Consider the following 16418-nt stretch of genomic DNA (forward strand, 5'->3'; position numbering starts at 1 on the left):
ACGTTTTCGTGATGCATTTCACACGGAGAGGACTTCTCGGCGCGGTCGGCGCGGCCGGGGTCTGTGGCGTCGCGGGCACGGCAGTCGGACGCCGCAGGGCGAGGCAGGCCGACGAAGAGATGTGGACGACGAGCTACGACGCCGGCCGCGTGGAGTACGCCGACGCTGCGGCCCGGCGCGGTGACGCCGTTTTGCTCGCCGGCCGATCGATCGGCCAAGAGACGACAGCGTACTGGACGCTGGCGGTCGGTTCCGATGGCGAGAAGCGACCGGCGACGACGTTCGAGCGAGAGACACAAAGCACCGTCGACGCAGTGGTGCCGACGCCCGAGGCCGCCGTGGTCGCGGGCATCGATCTCGGGCCGGAGGACGCCGTCACGGCTCCGTGGACGCCGTGGGTGTCGAAGGTCGGTCAGGACGGGGTCGAGTGGACGTACGGAAAGGACGAGGTAGAGGAGGACTACCGAGTCGGCGGCACTGCCCGGACGAACGGCGGCGACTACGTCATCGTCGGCTCCCGGGGCATCTACGACCCCGACCCGTGGGTACTCCGCCTCGCCGAGGACGGGAGCGTCGTACAGGAACGGTCACTGGACCGAGACCGACCGGCGGAGTTCCGGGACGTCACCGCGGTCGGCGACGGCGAAATCGTGGTCGGCGGGTCCGTCGGTGAGCCTCGGGAGTCGTCCGCGTTGCTCCTCCGGATCGATTCGGATGGCGATACCCGCTGGGATCGGACGTACGACGACGCTGACGGGGTCGGCCTCACCCGCGTGCGGTCGGTGGCGACCGACGGCGACGGGGTCGCGCTCGCGCTGGACGGCCACACGGACGGCGACGCCGGTCCGACAGTCGGGTGGGCTGACGGTGAAGGATCGCTCGAACGGACGACGTACCTGTTCCCGTCGCAGACATCGGCGGCTGAGTCGGTCGTCCCCACCGACGCCGGCTACCTTGTCGGCGGGAACTTCGTCCTCGAAGACAGCGTCGACGACTACTGGCTCGCGACCGTCGACCGCAACGGCGGCGTTCGGTGGCAGGCCCGATACGACGACGGCGGCTACTTCGGTGACCTCCTCGGCGACGGAGCGTACGCCCTGTTCGCGGGTGGTGACGGAGAGGATGCGACCCTCCATCGGTTCGACTCCGCGACGGTTCCCCGTCGGAACGAGGCGCGGAGCGCGTCGATGGCGAGCGAGCAAGAAACGACTGAAGCGGCGACCAACCGAGCATCCGCCGATACCGCCGACGGCGGAACGACGCCCGGAGACGCCAGTACTGAGGAGACAGCGACGAGCGGTACGCCCGGATTCGGCGTCGGCGAAGCCATCGCAGGGAGCGCCGCACTCGCGCTGATCCGTCGGCGGCGGTGCGACGACTGACCGCCACAGCGGCCGGCCTCGACTTCGCGGCCGCCGTCTTTCCTGGAACCGACGGAGCCCGACCGTATCACGATCTCCAGATGAAATCAAGGGGTCTCCGCCGTGGACTGCCCCGGGAGTGCTACTCCACGCTCGACCAGAATCGGTCCAGCCCTAACGACAGCATGTCGGGGCTCACGGGCTGGAACTCGTCGTCGTCGGGCAGGTACTCTCGAACGCTGTCCCACGAATCGCGGGCGTACCGCTCGTCGACGAAGACGCGGACGCCCACTTCCTCCGGGCCGCGGATCACGCGGCCGATGGCCTGACGGGCCTTCCGTACCGCGGGGATGGTCAGTGCGTACTCGAACCCGCCGCGGGACGCCCCCCGAGAGCCTCCGTCACCGGAACCGCCGCCGAACTCGCGGTCGTACGCCGTCCGTACCGCTCGCGTCCGAGGACTGGCGGTGTTGATGATCGGGACGCCACAAACCACCGCGGCGCGGAGTTTGTCGCCCTGATAGTCGACACCCTCCGTGAGCGTGCCGCGCAAACTGGTGACGAGCACTTTCGACTCGCCCGCGAAGAAGTCGTCTTTGAGGTTCTCGGTGGCGTCGTCGCCACTGGACTCGTCGATGAGAACGGGTTTGTCGACGCGCTCGCGCAGACTCCCGGCCGCCCACTCCGCCTCCGCGTAGTTGGGCATCCCGACGAGTACGTTGCCCGGCGAGCGCGCGACTTCGGCGATAGCGTCCGAGTAGGTCTGGCGCGTCTGGTTGCTCTCATCCGCGGTCCGCTGGTCGGGTCCTTCCCCGCTCGTTTGCCCCGGCTCACTCGGCGGCGACCCGCGGTTCTGGTACGTGAACTTCGGCGCGTCCACCGCGAAGCTCTCGCGGTTCTCCGCGGGGAAGTCGAGGCCGTAGGTCCGCTCGACGACCGGGCGGTCCTCCTCGTGTTCGATGTGGCGTAATCCCGTCACCTCGGCGAACACGTCGAGCGGTTCGAGCGTCGCGCTCATCAACACGCCGCCGCCGAACTCCGCGAGTTGCTCGCCGATGGCGTCGCTGGGGACGCAGTTGTGCATCGAGAGGCTGGCGTTGTACGCCCGACGCCAGGAGCCGTCGGGCTCCGTCGAGTCCCAGGTCCGCTCGAGTTCGATCTCGCGGAAGTAGTTCGTGTGACCGTTTCGGTACCACTCGCCGAGAACGCGGCCCACGGCCGGTGCGGCGCGCTGTTTCTGCTCGTCCTCGGCCTCGTTGAGGATCCGGGCTACGACCGCGCCCACCGTCTCGGCGCGCACCCAGACACCCCCGCCGTACCCCTCGCGCTCGGCCCACTCCGAAATATCGTCTTCCTCGGGCGTTTCGGGGTCTCGTAACGGTATCTCCTCGTCCGGTAGGTCGTTGAGGTTCGCCTTCCACCCGCGGTGTTCCCGTTCGAGATGCGCCGTCACGCGCCGGTCCAGTTCGTCTCTCAGGTCCTTGATGAACTCCCGGGTCGACTGCAGTTCCGAGAGCGTGACGTCGCTGTCTTCTAGTTCGACGCGGATGAGGTCGGCGTCCGCTCGCGCGTTGTCGCGCCCGTCGCCCTCGTCGAACTGGATCGGCTGGATGACGCGGGAGAGTTCCGTCTCGGCGTCGCGAAGCGTCCTGTCGCCTACCGCCTCGCTCACCAGGTCGCGAACGCGCGGCTCCAGCATGTGCGCCTCATCGCAGACGACGAACGTCGAATCGTCCAACAGCGCGCCGGTAAAGGAGCCGGTCGTCGTCGGGTCGAACGCGTGATAGTAGTTTCCGACGACGACCTCCGCGTGGCCGAGCATCGCGCCCATCATCGAGTGCGGGCAGGTGCCGTGTTCGACCGCGCGCGCGACCAGGTCCTCGGGCGTCAGGTGGCCGGCGGCGGTGAAGTCGAAGGGGACGGCCTCCGCCGGGTCGCCATCCTCCGGCAGATCTGCGAGGTACTGCGCGTAGAACGGGCAGTACTCGGTGCCCTCGGACTCGGGCATGCCCTCCGGATACGGCGACGGCGAGTCGGCCGTTTCGAGATACGTCGCGCCGCCCGACCCCGAGTCGGCGAGGCCGACCTGCTGGCTCCGGGCGTCGGCGGTGAGCGCCTCCGCCGTCGTCGGTCCATCGCCGGTGAGGCCGCGGGTGCGGTCCCGAAGGTCCTCGCAGCGGTCGTACACGTTCTCGTCGTCGATGCCGCCCGCGCCCTCGCGGTTGTACGGGCAGACGTCGGCTTTCCCCACGAGCGTCAGCCCCGAGACGGAGCGGTGGTCGTCCGGGAGGTTCGAGTTGATAGTTCGCATGTCGGCTTCGAACTGGCGGAGTTGCTGTTTGACGCTCGTCAGCGCGACCACGCGTTCGAAGTCGCTGTCGGGGTCGCGCACCAGCGAGATCCCCGCAGTCAGAGCGAGCATCGTCTTGCCCGTTCCGCAGGCACCTTCGAGCGCGACGAAGCCACCGTCTCGCGCCGTTTCGACGGCCGTTTCGATGCCGTCTTTCTGGTCGTCGTACGGGTGGTCGTGACCGAACACGTCCCGCCAGGTGGCACCCATGGTATCATCCGCTATCACTGCCGCGTCGGGCATAGGACTGTCGGAACACTGGCCGCGGCTTCCGAGAAAAACCTTCGCACGAAGCCGTGGTTCGACGGCCGATCAGCGGACCGAGCGTCGCGACGGGACCCGAAAACGGCCGGCGGTTCTCACGGCCGGGCGACCGACGCGGTGTGAGTTTCGCCTACTGGGTGCTTTCGTCTACGGAGTACTATCGCTTTCCGGCCCGGTGCTGTCGCCGTCCGATCCGGACCGGTCGCTGTCCGAACCGGTGCTTTCCGCCTTGTCCTCGGCCTTCTGGGCCGACTCATCGATCTTGTCGGCCGCCTCCTGGCCCCCTTCCTCGATCTTGTCGGCCGCGCTCTCGCCGGTTTCCTGGATCGTGTCCGCGGCTTTCTCGGCGGCCGATTCGGTCTCGTACGCCATCTCTCCGGACCGCTGGGCGGTCTCGTCGGACAGCGTCTGGGCCTTGTCGGTCACCTTGCTAAGGGTCTCGCCGGGCGACTCCGACCGTCGACGCAGCGCGTAGGTGACCCCCAGCGCAGCGCCGACGAGGAGCAACTTGGGGAGCACGCTACTCCCGTCGTCTCGGCTGGTTCCGCGAGACGCGGAGACCGACTCCGTCGCCTCCGATTCTTCCATCGCCTCTCGCAACGACTGTTTCAACAGTCCCCGAACGATACCGTCGGTTTCGGCGGGCGAGCGTCCCGTCCGAGCCTCTTCGAGAGACTCTTTGAACACTTCCTTCAGTGCCTCGCGAACGATTCCTGTGGCCAGTACTGCTAGCGTCTCCTTCCTGTTCTGTGATAAAGCGCTACTCATCGTAATCCCCCGGAAAAGCGATCCACACGGACCGTGGAATAGGTTCGGGGTCACTGATTCGGTAACTGTGAGCTACTGACACGATAGCTCCAGACCGCTGATGAGATAGCTCCGAACCGGTGACTCGATAGCCCCAAGCCACTGACCCGGTGACCCCGATTTGCTCGTTGGGTCGTCCCTGCGCTCTCGCCGTACCGCCGACGACGGAGTGACGAGTGTCCGGCGGACACCTACTCGTTCACGTCGGGTCTTCGGCGTCACCGTCGCGGGTTGTCCACGTGGTCTGGCCCTCTCCGCCGGCGGTTTTGTACACGCCCCGCGCGTCGGCGACTGCGTCGCCCGCTCCGTTCGTGATGTCGACGGAGACGACGGTCGTAGTGTCGCCGTCTCTGTCGACTTCGGCCTCCGCGCGTAGAGACTCGGTCGCCGGCGAGAGGTAGTCTATCCGCATGTCTATCGTCGGGTTCGGTTGCTGATGCAGCGAGAACACCGCCGCGCCGCCGACGGTGTCCGCCAGCGAGTAGGTGACGCCGCCGTGTGCGACGGTCGACCACGGAACCGAGGAGTGATGCTCCGCGAGGTCCAGCGTGGCGACGGCGCGGCCGTCCTCGACCGACTCCAGTTCGATGCCGAGATGCTCGACGAACGGTAGCCGTTCGAACAGCGACTGCGCGTTCAGGTCGTCCATACCGCTTTACGAGTACGGAGGAAAATAAACTATCCGCACGTAGTTCGTTTCTTCTCGGTGGGGCAGGCTGAATGACTGCCCCGTGCAATCGACCAGACGCAACCATTACCCGCCGCCCGCCCGAATCCCGACGTATGACCGACGAGTTCGACGAGACGGCATGGCGGCGGGAACTGGAGATCCAGCGAGAGCAGAAAGACGAGTTCTTCGCCGAACACCGTCAGTCGCCCGTCCCGCCCGAGCAGCGAGAGGCGTTCGACGGCCTGGACTACTTCGACCCGAACCCTGACTATCGCGCCGAGGCCACCGTCACGGTCCACAACGACCCGGAACCGGTGACGATGGACACTACCGCCGGCACCGAGGTGCGGTATTTGCGCGAACTGACGCTCACCGTGGAGATACGCGGCGAACAGCACGACCTCGCAGCGTACCGTCAGGAGGGCGACGAGCAGTACTTCGTTCCGTTCCGCGACAAGACGACGGGCCAACAGACGTACGAAGGCGGTCGGTACATGGAGTTCGAGAGCGAGGGAGAACTAGAAGACGGCGACGAGATAGTGCTCGATTTTAACCTCGCGTACTCCCCCTTCTGCGCGTACAGCGAGACGTTCGCCTGTCCGCTTCCGCCCGAGGAGAACTGGCTGGACGTTGCGGTAGAGGCCGGCGAGAAAGCGCCCTGAACAGCCTGTTGTAGCGGAGGGCTCAGTTGGGAGTTGACCGTTCTACGGGGCCGAACGGAAACCGGAAGAGTTGCGCTGACGAGAACCGAAGCGACTCGAACCGCTCGACCACTGCGGGGATATCGGGGGTTCTGGGTCGGGACCACCGAGTCAGGGCGCGACGCCGACGGTCAGCAGCGTGCCGAATTCTCGGTATCGTTCGACCATGTCCTCGCGCGTTTCCCAGTTGTCCGTGGGGAACTCCTCCGCGGGCGGAATGTCCATCTCGCGGTCCGGAATAGTGTCTTGCTCGGCGACGAAGAGACCGGCGTCGCGGAACGCCTCGCGGTACCGCTCGCGGGACCAGCGAGTCATGTCGATATCGATCTTCTCCTGCCAGTCGTGTGAGTGGACGTTCTCCTCGTAGTAGTTCACCGCGCAGTAGAACGTCCCGCCGGGGCGGAGGATCCGGCGCACCTCGCTGAGGGTCTCGTCGGGGTCGCTCGCGTAGTAGAACGCCTCCATCGACCAGACGTGGTCGACGGAGTTCTCCGCGAACGGGAGCGCTCCGAAGTCGCCGACGACGTAGCCGACCTGCGGGTCATCCGTGTACTCGCTGGCGTTGCGCGCCATCTCCGGCGATCCGTCGAGGCCGTACGCGCGGCCGGCGTCGTTGGTGTCTCGCAGCGCACGACCGGCGTAGCCGCTGCCGCAACCGAGGTCAAGGACGACATCGCCCTGTTCGACCGGCATCCGCGAGAGGGCGTGTTTCGCGGTGTGCCAGTGTCGTTTCTCCATGCCGCGGTCGCGGCCGGTGGCGGCCCACTCGTCGAACTCGGCTCTGACGCTCATGGGCATCCGTAGACGGTACGGGGACAAAATCGGTTCGGACCCGCACCGCGACTCGGGAGTGTTATCAACGCCGCTCCGAGAGATAGGGTATGGCCGACCGTCGGAAACGATACCGCATCGCCGACTCCGCACAGCAGGTCGTCGGTGGATTCCTGCTCGCGGGGCCGTTCGTCGTCACCGAGGAGGTGTGGGTCCTCGCCGCAAACATGACGTTCTGGCACGCCCTGTTGACCGTCGGGATCGTCGCCGGTATCGGGTACGGAGCGCTGTACAAGGCTGATTCCGGACGCGACGCGGAACAGGAGGCCGAAGTCGCCGGCATCCCGGTGCGGTTCCTCTCGCTGATGGTCGTCTCCTACGGGTCAGTGCTACTGCTCGCTCTCGCACTGACCGCCCCGCAGACGTTTCTCCTGCAAGAGGAGATACTCGCCGATCCGACGACGGCGGCCGTCGCGATGACCACGCTGAAGGCCGTCTCAGTCGGCGCGATATTCAGCGTCGTCGGCGCAGCCACGGCCGACAGCGTGTTCTAAGGGCACCCTGCGACGGCCGGACCCAGCAATCTTAAGTTGATCCCCCTCGCTTCACGGGGTATGGATTACACGCTCGCGATAGATGACAGTCCTGACACGGTACCGGGCGGGACTGGCGTACTGTTGCTCCACCCCAGTACGGGCGAAACAGACCGTATCGACACGGATTTTCTGAAGAAAGACACCGACCGTTTCCTCGTCATATCCACGCGAACGACGGCGCGGGAGGTCACCCAGAAACTCGACTACTACGACGTCGATGCCGAGAGCGCCGTCATCCTCGACACCCTCTCAGTAGACCGCGGCTACTCCCGCCGGAGCAGCGAGAACGTCCACTACGTCGGCGCGCCGGACGACTTGGACGGCATCGTCCAGCAAACCGAGGAGTTCCTCGCCAGTCACGACGGGAAGCTCCGGGTGAGTCTCGACTCGATCACCGAACTCGCCTACTACGCCGGGGAAGAATCGACCATGGACGCCATCCGCGCGATTCTCGCTCTGCTCGACGACCACGACGCGGTCGGACTGTTCCACCTCGCCACCGAGGTCCATAGCGACGATGTCGTCGACTCGTACCGCGACCTCTTCGACGGCGTCATCGACCTGAACGAGGACGGGACTATCACCACTGACTTCTAAAGTTCTCCGAAGGTTTTCTCCGCCCAGGTGACGGCGTACTCGACGCCGTGACTCCTGTAGGCACTCGTATCCAGCGCTGCGAACGGCGCGGGCAGTTCCAGACCGTGTTTTATCGCCGCGCAGGCGAGTTCCGTCGCGTCGGAGAACTCCGTCTCATTGCGGGCCACTTCCCCCGGGAGGTCGTCGAGACGGCCCTCGATCCGCGTCCCGGCGTCGTGCCAGGCCTCCCCCAGACGCGGGTGCTCGGCCGGCCAGTCCGCGAACGTTTCACGGGTGTGCAAGCCGATCCAGCCGTCGTACAGCGCCGCTGCGACCTGATACGTCGCGTTCGGGTCGAGGGGGACGACGTCGGCAAGGTCCGAGTACGAGTCGCGGAAGAACCCGAGGAAGTGCTCGGGTTCGCCGGTCCCGACCTGGACGAGCGCCTCGGCGATCAGGAAATCGACGAACGACTCGGGCGACCCCTCGACTCTCGGTTTGACCAGAACCGCTGGCGGGACGGTCTGACGAGTCCAGGTGACGCTCCCGTCGCCCGGCATGCCGACCGTGAAATCGGTTCCCGCGTAGCGTTCGAGCAGTCGCGGCGCGTCGTCCGGTAGCCACGCCGCGGGGTGGGTCGCCGGGTCGAGTTCGTCGACGAACAGACCGAGGTCTTCGGCCTGTTCCGGGCGGATCGTTTCGAAATCGGTGGCGCAGTCGAGCACGACGGCGTCGGACGCATGCGTCTCGCGGATCGCTTCGAGGTCCGACGGGAGGTCGCGGGTCCCGAACATCAGGCGAGCAAGGACTGGATGACGAGAACGACCGCCAGCAGTCCGGAGACGCCGATGGTACCGACAACGACTTTCGTGGCTTCGCTCATACTCGACGGGAATGCCCGCGAGCGCATAAAACCACCTCAATCCGGTCGAGTTTGGAGTTGCATCAGTGGTCAGAGCAGGGCCTCGTAGGGGGGTTGTACCTGTATCCCGGGTATTCACCCACCCCGTACCGGCGAACTCCCGAACTGAAGGACAACAGACCCTATCAGTCCGCACCCGTCGCGCCGATATCCGATTCGCGGGCGACGCGCCGCCAGGCACCGGACCAGAATCGGAGGGTGTTGACCGCAGCGCGGACGTACATGTCCGCCAGGATAGCGGCGTAGACGGCGACGAGACCGAGATCGAGCCCGGGGTCGAACGTAACCCCGGCGACGGACACCGCAGCGACGCCCGCGGGAAGCGCCAGCGTCGCGATAGGGAGTTTGAACAGGTAGGTTCCGGCGACGGTGCCGTACAGCGGCCAGCGCGTGTCACCCGCGCCCCGCAGTCCACCTCGCATCGTCCGAGAGACGCTGAACGCGGCGACGCCGACACCGAACATCCGAATAAAATCGACAGTCAGGTTCACGTGTTCGGTGCCGAAGGCGACCGCGATGGGGCGAGCGAGCGCGACGATGACGCCGGCGATGATCAACTGTGTCGCCAACGCTATCCGGAGCGTTTGCCAGCCGTACTGGTCCGCCTCCGCCTCGTCTCCCGCGCCGAGGCTCTGGCCCACGAGAGTGCTAGACGCCGTCGCGTACCCCCAGGCGGGCATCAGCGCGAGCAGCATCACCCTTCGGCCGATGGCGTAGGCGGCGAGGACGGGCGTTCCGAGCGCTCCGAGGATGAACAGGAACGGGAACCGGCCGAACGTCCGAGAGAGTCGGGTTCCGGCCAGCGGAAGCCCGACACGGACGAGTTCGCGGAGTATCTCGCCGTCCCACTGCCGCCCGCCGAGTCGCAAGCGGACCGAGAAGCGGCCGGACAGAAGCAACGCGAAAAAGACCAGCGCCGCGACCGTGTTCGCAACGGCGGTCCCCCACGCCGCGCCCGCGACGCCCCACTCGGGGAACGGACCGAGGCCGAAGATGAGAACGGCGTTCAACCCGATGTTCGTCGGCAGGGTGACCAGGCGAACGTACATCGGCGTCCGAGTGTCGCCCGCGCCGGCGAGGGCGCGAGCGGCGATGAGACTCCAGAACCGGAAAAAGACCGAAAGCATGACGATCTGCAGGTAGACGGCACCGAGTTCGATCGTCCGGGGGTCGTCGTTCAGGAGAGCGATGAGCGGTTCGGCGTACACCCAGGTAACTACCGTCAGCGGAAGCGAAACCGCAAGCGCTAGCCACAGCGACTGCTTGATCGCGAGGTCCGCACGCGCGTCGTCGCCCGCCCCTTTGAACCGCGAGACGATGCTTATCGTGGCGCTGGTCAGTGCGAGCGAGAGTCCGAACGGGACGAAGTAGTACTGAAACCCTAGTTCCAGCGCCGCGACCCCCATGTCGCCGACGGCGAGACTCACCATGAAGAAATCCGCCGTCCGAAGGAGCGTTCGCATCGCTCCGGTTATCATCACGGGGACTGCGAGGTCGAACGCCTCCGACCCCTTCTTCCGGTCGACGAGGCCGATTCGGGCCAGTGCCGCCGGAAACAGAAAGAGGGCACTCCGGACTCGGCGCTTTGCGTCGTCCAGCATTCGAACCGAAATACACCCTCGTCGGAGTTACTTCTTGCCAACTGCCCCCTCGGCAATTGGCATTGTTTCACATAGAACAGAAAATACCCATACAGCCACTCTCGGCTATAGAATCGCGGTATTTGGAGATGAAACAGAGGGGTGGTGAGATCACTCCGCGTCGGACCGCCAGGTTTCGGGCACTTCGATGACGTACCGACCGTCTTCCTTCAGGGAGATGATGTACTCGTCGCGGTCGTACAGTTCCATCAGGTTGAGTTCGTAGTGACCGGGGCTGACGATCTTGATGCTCTCGAACTGATTGTTGAGCTCCTCGCGGAGTTCGGAGAGGTCCGGCTGATCGCCGTCCGGAACTTCCGCGACCTGCGCGTCCTCGCCCGCTGCAGGGGAGCTATCCGCCGAGTCCGGCGGATCGTCCGGAAGTTCGTCGCGCGTCACGACATCGGTTCGCGCGTTCGACTGGGCGGAATCCTCCTGAGACGGCGTCGATCGAGGGTTCGCTGAACGACGCTCTGCATCGTTCCGACCGTCGCCTCTCCCGCCGTCTGACCCCGACGTAGCGGACGCGTCCGCGCTCGCTTCCGACGAGTCGGTTCCGACCCACTCCTGCACCGTTTCGCGTGCGCGACCGACTCGACCGGTCGCACCAGAGTCCCGGTCGTCACTCGCCTCGGTTGTGTCCCCCGTCGCTGCGGATCCAGCCTTCGCGGTCGTCGCCCCGCTACTCCGACCGGTATCGCCCGCGTCGGTCTGGGTTCGCTCGTCGGCGTCGCCGGTAGCCTCACCCGCAGGCCGCGAACCGCCGGGGTCGAACTGGAACTTGTTTCCGCCGCAGTCCGGACAGCCGGACAGCATCTCCTTGGAGCCGTCGGCGAACGTCCGGCCGCAGTTCGTACACTGGTGGGGCATTATCGGCGAGAGACGAGCGCGCTGATGAGCGTCTCGTCCTTGTGGAGCGTCTCGATCTGATTCGCCGGGCCGATGACGGTCAGTTTGTTCGCTGACTCCTTGCCCATCAGTCGGTCGAGGAAGCTCGAATCGTTCGTCTTCGCGCGCGGGTACGTCTCTATCTCGATCCCGTTGAACCCGTCCGGACTGATCTCGGTCATCGTCACCTCGATCAGTCGGCTTTCCTCGTCGGGAGAGAGTCCTTCCTCCAGAATGACGATGTTGCCCTCGTGAACGCCATCCAGGATCATCCGGATCTTCTCCATGCTCGTCATGCCGGACATCCGCTCGCCGCTGATGAGGTCTATCTGAACGCCGTCGTCGTCCGGGTCTTTTGTTTCTGGCATAGTGTTACCCGAAGTACTCCGCGATCTTGTCGTAGACCTCGTCCATGTTGTCGCCCTCCAGCGCCGAGAGGGGAACCGTCTCGTGCTGGGGGAACGCGTTGCGGATGCGTTGCTGAGTCGAGTCGTCCAGGTCGATCTTGTTCGCGAAGATGAGCACCGGCAGGTCACGGCTCTCGATGATGCCGATGAGCATCGTGTTCACCTGCGTGAACGGGTCCTCCGTCGAATCGAGGACGTAGATGACGCCGTCTACGTCCTCGCGGAGCCAGTGCATCGCCTCCGCGACGCCTTCGGTGGCCTCGCGGGACCGCCGAACGGCGTCCTCTTTCTCCATGTCGAACTCGGTGAACTCCTCGTAGTCGACTTTTGTCGTCACGCCCGGCGTGTCGACGATGTCGATAGTCACCGATTTCCCGTTGCGCTTGATTTCGACGTCTTCCTTCCGTCGCGCGCGTCGTGTTTCGTGTGGAATGTGGCTTTCCGGGCCGACTGCGTCGCCCGTCCAGTCCCGCGCGATGCGGTTGGCGAGGGTAGTCTTCCCGGCGTTCGGCGGTCCATAAATTCCGATACGTTTCTGTTCGTCGTCCGCAAACAGACGATCTCTCGCCCGTGAGATGCTTGCTTTGAGTCCGTTTATCAGTCCCATCCTGACCTCACGCACCCGTAGGTGCTTGTCCACCTAGCAACACCGGACTCACTTAAGCCTATGTCAGACATGTATCCGCTTGGGTAGGGGTGTTTTTCGTGTCTAATCGCCACGCAGTCATGCGGTTCTAGTACAATATCTCGGCTAATTGTCAACGGTTCATCTGATCGTTCTGTCACGTATCGGTCCTATCAGTCGAACAACGCGGCGGGAGGGTCGCGGCGGTAGGGAGAACTGTGGTTCGACTTCCACCTGAAACGGAGGGGTGGAGAGTGAGACTGAATCAGAATCCCCGTCGCTGTCAGGTGGTTTTCCCGGTTATTAACTCGGGAACTGGTCAGACGTGAGGTAGTCTATAGAGTGAAAGGGGATGTCAGTGCCCCGGTTGGACCCGAAACGGTAGGGGGTACCTCCCCCACCCCTTCGTTTCGGGTGGAACGGAGAAAGGCCGGGTGGGGGGAGAATCCCCTGTCTAGTAGCGCTGATTTTATTACACTACAACAATAACAATATCCGTAATGGGTAAATAGCGTTTTATTGACGGTGTTGTGGATGAAACGATCCATCACAAACCGTTAGCAATTCGGTCGGCGGTCCGGCCCACCACGGGAAACAACCGAACCGACTCTGGTTGAGTGACTCCCGGGGGATGGTCTGTTAGGTAGTTCCACTTGAAACGAAGGGGTGGGGGGTGTGCTGCGGGCGTCTCGATCTCCGTTCTCTTGCCCGGTTTTATCGTCCCGAAACTAGTATCCTGAAAGTCGGGTGTCGGTAACGGTTCGTTTCGATCGTAGGCCGACGTTTCCCGTCGACGGTACGGATACTTCAGTTCGGCCAAACGTCATCCGGCCACTGCTGGATTACCTTCTCGTGATCGTCGCTACAGCCAAATACGGCGCTTCTTCTTCTTCCTTCCACTCAGACAGGTCTATTGGCCGTCACTCGTTTGGCTCACTGAAAACCCGAAAACGTGCTTTATAAGCTCTCTAACGGCATGATCGAGTCACTTGTTTCGGGTTCGTCAACGAGAGGGAAGATTTTAAGACCCTGGTCTACCTTCCCTTCGTTTGCATCAACTGGACGGACCGTGGGTACATTTGGACGGTGGATCCGGCATCTGAGGCTATCACGTCGGATTCGTTCTCTCTCCGCGGGGCGGTCTCCAGATGAAACGAAGGGGTGACTGAACTACACAGATGTCCAACGAGGAACCGGGACCGAGCGATTCGGCGAGCGTCGATATAGACTCGTCGCAGGACTTCGACGTCGACCTAGACGATGTCGTTCTAGAGGACGAGGAGGAGGAGAACCAGGGGCTGTTCGATGACCTCCTCTCCGGGGAACCGATATTCGAGAACAAGGAGGTGTTGCGGCCGTCGTACACGCCGCACGAACTCCCGCACCGGAAAGAGCAGATAAACAAGATGGCGACGATCCTCGTCGCCGCACTCCGTGGTGAGACGCCGTCGAACATCCTCATCTACGGGAAGACCGGAACCGGAAAGACCGCCAGCGCCAAGTTCGTCAGTCAGGAACTCGAAAGTACCTCGCAGAAATACCGGGTGCCGTGCGATGTCGAGTACATCAACTGCGAAGTGACGGACACGCAGTACCGCGTACTCGCGCAGTTGGCGAACAAGTTCATCGAGGAGAACGAGCGACTCATCGACGAGTGGCTCGCGGACCTTCGCGAACTCCGCGAGTCGGCGCTCGAAGACATGTCCGCCTTCGACGACGCCGACTTCGATTCGATAGACGCCGTCGACGACCGCATCGCGGAACTAGAGGCGGACAAGGCGGAGTTCGAGACGGTCCCGATGACCGGCTGGCCAACCGACCGCGTGTACAGCGTCTTCTTCGACGCGGTCGACTACCACGAGCGCGTAGTGGTCATCATGCTCGACGAGATCGACAAGCTCGTCGAGAAGTCCGGCGACGACACCCTCTACAACCTCTCGCGGATGAACTCGGAGCTCGCGAACTCGCGGGTATCGATCATGGGGATCTCGAACGACCTGAAGTTCACTGACTTCCTCGACCCCCGCGTCAAGTCCAGCCTCGGCGAGGAGGAGATAGTTTTCCCGCCGTACGACGCGAACCAGCTACGGGACATTCTCCAGCACCGCTCCGACGTCGCGTTCAAGGCGGACGCGTTGACTGACGACGTGATCCCGCTCTGTGCCGCGTTCGCCGCGCAGGAACACGGCGACGCTCGTCGCGCCCTTGACCTGCTTCGCACCGCGGGCGAACTCGCCGAACGCGACCAGTCGGAACTCGTCGACGAGGACCACGTCCGGCAGGCTCAGGACAAGATCGAACTCGACAGAGTGGTCGAAGTAGTACGGACGCTCCCGACGCAGTCGAAGATCGTCCTCTTCTCTATCATCCTTCTCGAAAAGAACGGCGTCCACAACGTCAACACCGGCGAGGTGTACAACATCTACAAGCGCCTCTGCGAGGAGATCGACGCCGACGTTCTCACTCAACGTCGCGTAACGGACCTCATCAGCGAACTGGATATGCTCGGCATCGTCAACGCGGTAGTCGTCAGCAAGGGTCGCTACGGCCGTACCAAGGAGATCAGCCTCTCGGTCCCTATCGAAGAGACGGAAGCCGTCCTCCTGTCGGACTCCCGACTAGGAGATATCGAAGACGTTCAGCCGTTCGTGCAGGCTCGGTTCGACAACTAAAAAGCCCTTGTGCGCCGCTGGCGCGGCGCACTGCGCCAATTTTATGCGTTCCAAGCCGCCAGTCTGCGCGAGCACCGAGAGAGCAACGATCTCCCGAGCCGTCACTCGTTCCGCTCGCGAAGACGCCGGCGGTTGCCGGCGCACGCTCGGAGTACCTGCCTTTCCCCGTCCGCTCTGGGCGCTCACGTTCGTTCGCGCGCCCGAGCGCGGCCGGCCCGACAGCACCGTTTTGTGTCCGGAACTTCCCTCCAGGCGATGATTCTGTGGAACATTCGCATATCTGAACCCCCTCGTTTCTAGTGGAGATTCGACGGAGAAGCCCCGTACGGCGTCCGAACGGGAGGTTACAGCTTAGCGAACTGCAGGCGAATCCAGCCTAACCACGGGATTCGAACTTCTGCACGGCCCTCGATCCACTTCGGTTTGACGACGGTGGTTCGGCCGGCAACCTGGTCGTAGTACGGCGTATCGTCGCCTTTCGTGATGAACCCGTCGTGTGGCGCGGGGCAGTTCTGCACCTCCTCGCAGGTGTCGCCTCTGATGTGCGACTCGTTCGCCTCGCTGACCCAGTTCTCGCCCTTCTCGACGTAAAAGCGGGCGCGGTGGATTATCGGAATTCCCTCGTCTCCGTTCGGTTTGAAGACGATCACGTCGCCGTAACTCCCGAAACTCCGCTCGTCGGTCTCGATTCCCCGCTGGTACGTGACGACGCCGTGAACGGCACCGTCCCCCGCGAACCGGTCTTCATCGACGATGAACACGAGGTCGTTTACCTCCATGTGGGGTTCCATGCTCCCGCTTTCTACCGCGACCAGTGGCGGCCAGATGCCGCTGACGGCGAACAGGAGCAAGCCGACCAGCGCGACGATAGCCATCGTACTCAGCAGGTCTCGGAGAGCGGCGACGCCCTCGTTGTCGCTCGTGAGGAACCAGGTGACCGGATTCTCGCTTGCCCTCTCGTCCTCGTCGTCGCCGGCAGTGTAACCCGGAGCGGCTGACGGCTCCTCTGCCGTTTGGTCCGCGTCGGCACGGTCACTCCCGTGAGAATCCGCTTTACTGGGCGGTGCCCGGTCCGAACCCACCGCTGTGGACCCGTCTTCCCCCGACGGATCGTCTTCCTGGGGGGTACGGTCCGGTGTGTCACCGTCTCCGGAGTCAGTCATCGTCA

15 protein-coding genes are annotated in these 16418 nt (G+C 64.0%); 5 read left to right on the top strand and 10 right to left on the bottom strand.

The annotated features are described in order from the left end of the window. Positions 1-11: 11 nt before the first annotated feature. Positions 12-1382: a hypothetical protein gene (locus tag SM753_RS08755; protein ID WP_323191304.1), complete on the top strand. Its 1371-nt coding sequence runs from the start codon at positions 12-14 to the stop codon at positions 1380-1382. Positions 1383-1503: 121 nt separating this feature from the next. On the opposite strand, the gene SM753_RS08760 is transcribed toward SM753_RS08755, so the two are convergent. The 3 genes from SM753_RS08760 to SM753_RS08770 form a co-directional block, all read right to left on the bottom strand. Next, positions 1504-3954: an ATP-dependent DNA helicase gene (locus SM753_RS08760; RefSeq protein ID WP_323191305.1), complete on the bottom strand. Its 2451-nt coding sequence runs from the start codon at positions 3952-3954 to the stop codon at positions 1504-1506. 168 nt (positions 3955-4122) lie between these two features. After that, a complete protein-coding gene (locus SM753_RS08765) occupies positions 4123-4743 on the bottom strand; it encodes a hypothetical protein (RefSeq protein ID WP_323191306.1) in 621 nt (206 codons plus the stop codon). Positions 4744-4981: 238 nt separating this feature from the next. After that, positions 4982-5431, bottom strand: coding sequence for a PaaI family thioesterase (locus SM753_RS08770; protein WP_323191307.1), 450 nt, complete (start codon positions 5429-5431; stop codon positions 4982-4984). 134 nt (positions 5432-5565) lie between these two features. Here SM753_RS08770 and SM753_RS08775 point away from each other — a divergent pair, with 134 nt between their 5' ends. Continuing rightward, on the top strand, positions 5566-6114 hold the full coding sequence (locus tag SM753_RS08775) for a DUF1684 domain-containing protein (RefSeq protein WP_323191308.1): 549 nt from the start codon (positions 5566-5568) through the stop codon (positions 6112-6114). A gap of 150 nt (positions 6115-6264) precedes the next feature. Here the strand turns inward: SM753_RS08775 and SM753_RS08780 are convergent, their stop codons facing one another. Beyond that, positions 6265-6945, bottom strand: a complete 681-nt coding sequence (locus SM753_RS08780) for a class I SAM-dependent methyltransferase (RefSeq protein WP_135535178.1) — start codon at positions 6943-6945, stop codon at positions 6265-6267. Between the two features lie 89 nt (positions 6946-7034). Between SM753_RS08780 and SM753_RS08785 the strand changes: the two genes are divergently transcribed. Together SM753_RS08785 and SM753_RS08790 are read left to right on the top strand one after the other, a co-directional pair. Next, positions 7035-7478 (top strand): DUF2391 family protein, encoded by a 444-nt coding sequence (locus tag SM753_RS08785; RefSeq protein WP_323191309.1) that lies wholly within the window; start codon positions 7035-7037, stop codon positions 7476-7478. Positions 7479-7538: 60 nt separating this feature from the next. Next, positions 7539-8117: a hypothetical protein gene (locus SM753_RS08790; protein WP_323191310.1), complete on the top strand. Its 579-nt coding sequence runs from the start codon at positions 7539-7541 to the stop codon at positions 8115-8117. On the opposite strand, the gene SM753_RS08795 is transcribed toward SM753_RS08790, so the two are convergent. From SM753_RS08795 to SM753_RS08815, 5 genes are all read right to left on the bottom strand, one after another. Beyond that, positions 8114-8890: a hypothetical protein gene (locus tag SM753_RS08795; RefSeq protein ID WP_323191311.1), complete on the bottom strand. Its 777-nt coding sequence runs from the start codon at positions 8888-8890 to the stop codon at positions 8114-8116. The two genes, SM753_RS08790 and SM753_RS08795, sit on opposite strands and share 4 nt — an antisense overlap. 253 nt (positions 8891-9143) lie before the next feature. After that, positions 9144-10619: an MATE family efflux transporter gene (locus tag SM753_RS08800; protein ID WP_323191312.1), complete on the bottom strand. Its 1476-nt coding sequence runs from the start codon at positions 10617-10619 to the stop codon at positions 9144-9146. Between the two features lie 150 nt (positions 10620-10769). Further along, positions 10770-11528: a Zn-ribbon containing protein gene (locus SM753_RS08805; protein ID WP_323191313.1), complete on the bottom strand. Its 759-nt coding sequence runs from the start codon at positions 11526-11528 to the stop codon at positions 10770-10772. Next, entirely contained in the window at positions 11528-11914 is a 387-nt protein-coding gene (locus SM753_RS08810) for a DUF2073 domain-containing protein (protein ID WP_135535184.1), read from the bottom strand. The genes SM753_RS08805 and SM753_RS08810 overlap by 1 nt, the downstream gene beginning before the upstream one ends. A gap of 4 nt (positions 11915-11918) precedes the next feature. Further along, complete coding sequence (locus tag SM753_RS08815; RefSeq protein ID WP_135535277.1) at positions 11919-12560, bottom strand: Era-like GTP-binding protein; 642 nt, start codon at positions 12558-12560, stop codon at positions 11919-11921. Positions 12561-13756: 1196 nt separating this feature from the next. On the opposite strand from SM753_RS08815, the gene SM753_RS08820 reads away from it, so the two are divergent. Further along, positions 13757-15250 (top strand): ORC1-type DNA replication protein, encoded by a 1494-nt coding sequence (locus SM753_RS08820; RefSeq protein WP_323191314.1) that lies wholly within the window; start codon positions 13757-13759, stop codon positions 15248-15250. Positions 15251-15594: 344 nt separating this feature from the next. Here SM753_RS08820 and SM753_RS08825 read toward each other — a convergent pair whose 3' ends face one another. After that, complete coding sequence (locus SM753_RS08825; RefSeq protein ID WP_323191315.1) at positions 15595-16413, bottom strand: S26 family signal peptidase; 819 nt, start codon at positions 16411-16413, stop codon at positions 15595-15597. Positions 16414-16418: the final 5 nt, after the last annotated feature.

The sequence above is a fragment of the Halostella sp. PRR32 genome (genome assembly GCF_034808085.1).
Lineage (GTDB): Archaea > Halobacteriota > Halobacteria > Halobacteriales > Natronoarchaeaceae > Halostella > Halostella pelagica.